Annotated in this window: 4 protein-coding genes; all 4 read right to left on the reverse strand. The window is 67.6% G+C overall.

Annotated elements, in window-relative coordinates:
• Nucleotides 1-67: 67 nt before the first annotated feature.
• Complete coding sequence (gene phhA / locus AC27KI_RS20025) at nucleotides 68-907, reverse strand: phenylalanine 4-monooxygenase (protein ID WP_284425364.1); 840 nt, start codon at nucleotides 905-907, stop codon at nucleotides 68-70.
• A gap of 62 nt (nucleotides 908-969) precedes the next feature.
• Nucleotides 970-1,899, reverse strand: a complete 930-nt coding sequence (locus tag AC27KI_RS20030) for a Bug family tripartite tricarboxylate transporter substrate binding protein (RefSeq protein WP_284430231.1) — start codon at nucleotides 1,897-1,899, stop codon at nucleotides 970-972.
• Between the two features lie 125 nt (nucleotides 1,900-2,024).
• Nucleotides 2,025-3,161 carry a 4-hydroxyphenylpyruvate dioxygenase gene (gene hppD / locus AC27KI_RS20035; protein WP_284429697.1) on the reverse strand — a complete coding sequence of 379 codons (1,137 nt, stop codon included), beginning with the start codon at nucleotides 3,159-3,161 and terminating at the stop codon, nucleotides 2,025-2,027.
• A 147-nt stretch (nucleotides 3,162-3,308) separates the two neighbouring features.
• The coding region (locus AC27KI_RS20040) for a lipase secretion chaperone (RefSeq protein ID WP_487115452.1) at nucleotides 3,309-4,093 on the reverse strand (785 nt) is incomplete at its 5' end.

The raw sequence follows: 4,093 nt of genomic DNA on the forward strand, positions 1-4,093 counted from the left end.
GCCCCGCCCCCGGCGCGAAGCCATGCCGCCGCGTGCGAAGAAGCGGCGGCCGGCCGGGTGCGCGCCGTCAGGCCGGCACGGCCTCGCGCTCGTCGGCCGCGAACTCGGGCTGGCCTTTGAGGCGCTCGTAGATCGGGGCGAAGTCGGCTGCGGTCATGTCGAACAGCTGCTGGAAGCTGTCGATGATGAAGTAGGTCTGCTGGTAGGTGTCGATCTTGTAGCGCGTGCGCATGGTGCGCTCCAGCTGCAGGGGAATGCGCTGCGGCTCGGGGCTGCGCACCGAATGGGCCAGCTCGCCCGAAGAACTCAGGATGCCCGCACCATAGGCCCGCAGGCCATCGTCCTGGCGGATCAGGCCGAACTCGATCGTGTACCAGTACAGGCGCGACAGCAGCTCGCAGGCGCCCAGGCCGTGGGCCTTGAGGCCGCCCTGGCCGTAGCGCTGCACGTAGTCGGCGAAGACCGGGTTGAACAGCAGCGGCACATGGCCGAACAGGTCATGGAAGATGTCGGGCTCGACGATGTAGTCGAACTCCTGCGGCGTGCGGATCCAGTCGGTCACCGGGAACTTGCGGTTGGCCAGCAGCGTGAAGAACGGCACCTCGGGGATCAGCCCCGGCACGCCCACCAGTTCCCAGCGCGTGGCCTTGTACAGGCGCTCGTTCACTTCCTCGAAGCGCGGAATGCGGTCGCGCGCGCCGAGCGAGGGCAGGGCCTCGATGAACGCATCGCTCGCCAGGCCCGGCAGCAGTGCCGACTGGCGTTCGTACAGGCGCCGGTAGGTGTCGTGGTCGGCCGCGGTGTAGGCCTCGTAGTCCTGCGCGCAGGTGTAGTCGGCGTTGGCGCGGGCGTAGTCGCCGCGGGGCGGGCGATCGGATTGTCCGTAGACGACGGGGGGCTGTCCCATGCTTGGCTCCTTGGGTTTTTGTATCCATGCCGCAGCCCCGGGCGTCCTGCCCCAGGCCGCGGCTAATCCATCTTGATCTTTGCGGCCTTGATCAGAAAACCGTACTTGCTGTGCTCCGAGCGCACGAACTGGCCGAAGCTCTCCAGCGTCAGGTCCTCGGGGTCGAGGCCCATCTTCTTGAAGCGCTCCGTGCTGGCCGGCGATTTCATGCCCGCGCTGAAGGCCATGGCGTAGCGGCGGGCGTCGGCATCGGGCAGCGCGACCGGGGCGAACAGCCCGAACCACGTCACCACGTTGAAGCCTTGCACCTCGTCGTTGATGCTGCGCACGTCCGGCAGGTCGTCGTCCCGGCCCAGCGAGGTCACGCCCAGCGCCTTCAGCTTGCCCGCCTTGATGAGCGGCAGCGACGAAGCCAGGTTGTCGAACACCAGGCTCACTTCCTGGGCCTGCAGCGCCTTGAGCGCCGGGGGCGAACCCTGGAACGGCACGTGCGCCATGCGCGTGTTGGTCAGCGACTTGAACATCTCGGCCGCGATGTGGCCGATGCTGCCGTTGCCGCCCGAGCCGTACTTGAGCTGGTCCGGGTGCTTCTTGAGGTACTGCACCAGGTCGGTCGTGCTGCCGATGTTCAGGCTCTTGGCCTGCTCGGCGCTCATCACCAGCACGTTGGGCGTGCGCGCGACGAGGGCGATCGGCTTGAAGTCCTTGATCGGGTCGTACGGAAAGTTCTTGTACAGCCAGGGGTTCACCGCATGCGTGGCCACCGCGCCCATCACCAGCAGGTTGCCGCCGGCCGGGGCTTTCGCCACCAGATCGGCGCCGACGTTGCCGCCCGCGCCGGGCTTGTTCTCCACCGCCACGTTGCCCAGCGCCGCCTTGGCGCCTTCGGCAACGATGTGGGCCGAGGCATCGACCGGCCCGCCCGCAGGGTAGGGCACGATGATCTTCAGCGGCGCGGAAGGGGTCTGCGCGTGCGCGGCAAGTCCTGCCATGCACAGCAATGCACCCCCCAGATAGGCACTGGCACTCAATAGCTTCACGGTATCTCCTCCGGTTCTAAGACGTGCCGCAGTATAGAGATGCGTCGCCGTGAAGCTGCATTCGGTTACAGGCGGTGCTATTCCGACTTCAGCACGCCGCGGCGCATCTGGTCGAGCTCGATGCTCTCGAACAGCGCCTTGAAGTTGCCGTTGCCGAAACCGTCGTCGCCCTTGCGCTGGATGAACTCGAAGAAGATGGGGCCGAGCTGGTTCTCGCTGAAGATCTGCAGCAGCAGCGCGTCCTTCTTTCCGTCCACGAGGATCTTGCGCTTGTGCAGTTCGGCCAGCGGCTCGCCGTGGCCGGGAATCCGCTTGTCCACCAGTTCGTAGTAGGTGTCGATGGTGTCCAGCAGGCGCACGCCGGCGCCGCGCAGTGCGTCCACCGTGGCGTACAGGTCGTCCGAGCCCATGGCGATGTGCTGGATGCCTTCGCCGTTGTACATGTCCAGGTATTCCTGGATCTGGCCGGCCTTCTCCTTGCCCTCTTCGTTGATCGGGATGCGGATCTTGCCGCAGGGGCTGGTCATGGCCTTGCTCTTGACGCCGGTGACCTGGCCTTCGATGTCGAAGTACTTGATCTCGCGGAAGCCGAACAGGCGCTCGTAGAACCCGGCCCATTCGTTCATGCGGCCCCGGTGCACGTTGTGCGTCAGGTGGTCGATGTAGGTCAGGCCATGGCCGTGGGGGTTGAGCGCCTCTTCGGCCGACACGCCGGGCAGCGGTTCGAAGTCCACGTCGAAGAAGCCGATGTTGCCGATGTCGCCGGGCTGCGCGCCGCCCTTGCCGCGCCAGCGGTCCACGAGATAGATCAGGCTGTCGCCGATGCCCTTGATGGCGGGAATGTTCAGCTCGCCCGGGCCGGCGGTGCCGGCATAGCCCCAGGCGCCCAGCCCCAGGGCGCGTTCGTAGGCGGCCTTGGCATCATGCACGCGGAAGGCGATGGCGCAGACGCTGGGGCCGTGCATGCGCGCAAAGCGCTGCGCGAAGCTGTCGGGCTCGGCATTGATGATGAAGTTGATCTCGCCCTGGCGGTACAGGGTGACGTTCTTGTGGCGGTGCCGCGCCACGGGCTTGAAGCCCATGCCTTCGAACACCTTGCCCATGGCCTGAGGATCGGGTGCGGCGTATTCGATGAATTCGAAACCGTCGGTGCCCATGGGGTTCTCCCAGGCGGCGGTCTGTTGCGTGGCTTGCTCGGGCAAGGCTGCGTTCATTGGCGTCTCCGTTCGTGGATGAATGTCTGCCATCCACTTTAGGCCGTAGAGACTCAGCATTCGGGCAAAATCGTGCCCCCGGCGGGGCCGTTTTGCAGGAAACCTGCATGAATGGCCGCAATGCCGCAGCCGAAGGTTGTCCGGCGGTCAGCGAGCCTGTGCGGGCAGCGCCCGCAGCGCCAGGGCGCCCTCCAGGCGCAGTTGCTCCTGCGGCGTGAACAGCTCCGACCGCAGTTGCGCCAGCCGGGCCGAAGAAGACCCTGAGCCCATTGCCGCCTGATATTGGTCGAGCCGGCCCTGCCATTGCCGGTCCTGCGTGTCCATCTGGGCCAGCCGCTGCGCGGCCTCGCTGCCGTATTGCGCGCTGCGCACATTGAAGCGGGCCGTGGCGTCCATGCCCTGGGCGTCGAAGTCCGCGGTCTGCCGGGCCAGGCCCACGTGCGCCACCGCTTCGCTGCGCTGCGCCTGCAACGCGGGGGCGAGGGCGCTTTCGGCCTGCTGCAGGGCCGCGCTTTTCTGGTCGGCCGTGAGCGACGGGTCGCGCTCGATCTCCAGGCGGGAGAGCAGGTATTCGTCCATCTGCGCATCCGCGGCGAACAGGGCCTGGTACTCGTCCGGCTCGAAGGCGGCCATGCGCACCTTCTGGCGCGCGGCCAGGGCCTGGCGCAGGGCCTGGGGATCGCGCAGATCGGCGGGCGCCTGCAGCCGCCCCAGCGCCACGCGGTAGTCCACGTAGCGGTGGGCCAGCGCCAGGGCCCGGGTGGCGACCTGCGGCAGGAAGAACTGGCCGATCAGGCCCTCCAGCCGTGCCTTGAGAAGGCCGGGCTCCGGCGCTTCGCCCGCCGCGTGCAGCAGGGCTTCCAGCGTGTCGCGCAGGCCGGGTCCCAGCAGCGGGTCGTCGCTGGCGACGGCCACGGGGCGGTGCGGGTGCG

It is taken from the genome of Acidovorax sp. KPB24-03 (genome assembly GCF_057546605.1).

Bases quoted from the DNA above. Each gene is read 5' to 3' on its own strand.
- hppD (WP_284429697.1), bottom strand. From the start codon at position 3,161: ATGAACGCAGCCTTGCCCGAGCAAGCCACGCAACAGACCGCCGCCTGG.
- AC27KI_RS20030 (WP_284430231.1), bottom strand. From the start codon at position 1,899: ATGGCAGGACTTGCCGCGCACGCGCAGACCCCTTCCGCGCCGCTGAAG.
- phhA (WP_284425364.1), bottom strand. From the start codon at position 907: ATGGGACAGCCCCCCGTCGTCTACGGACAATCCGATCGCCCGCCCCGC.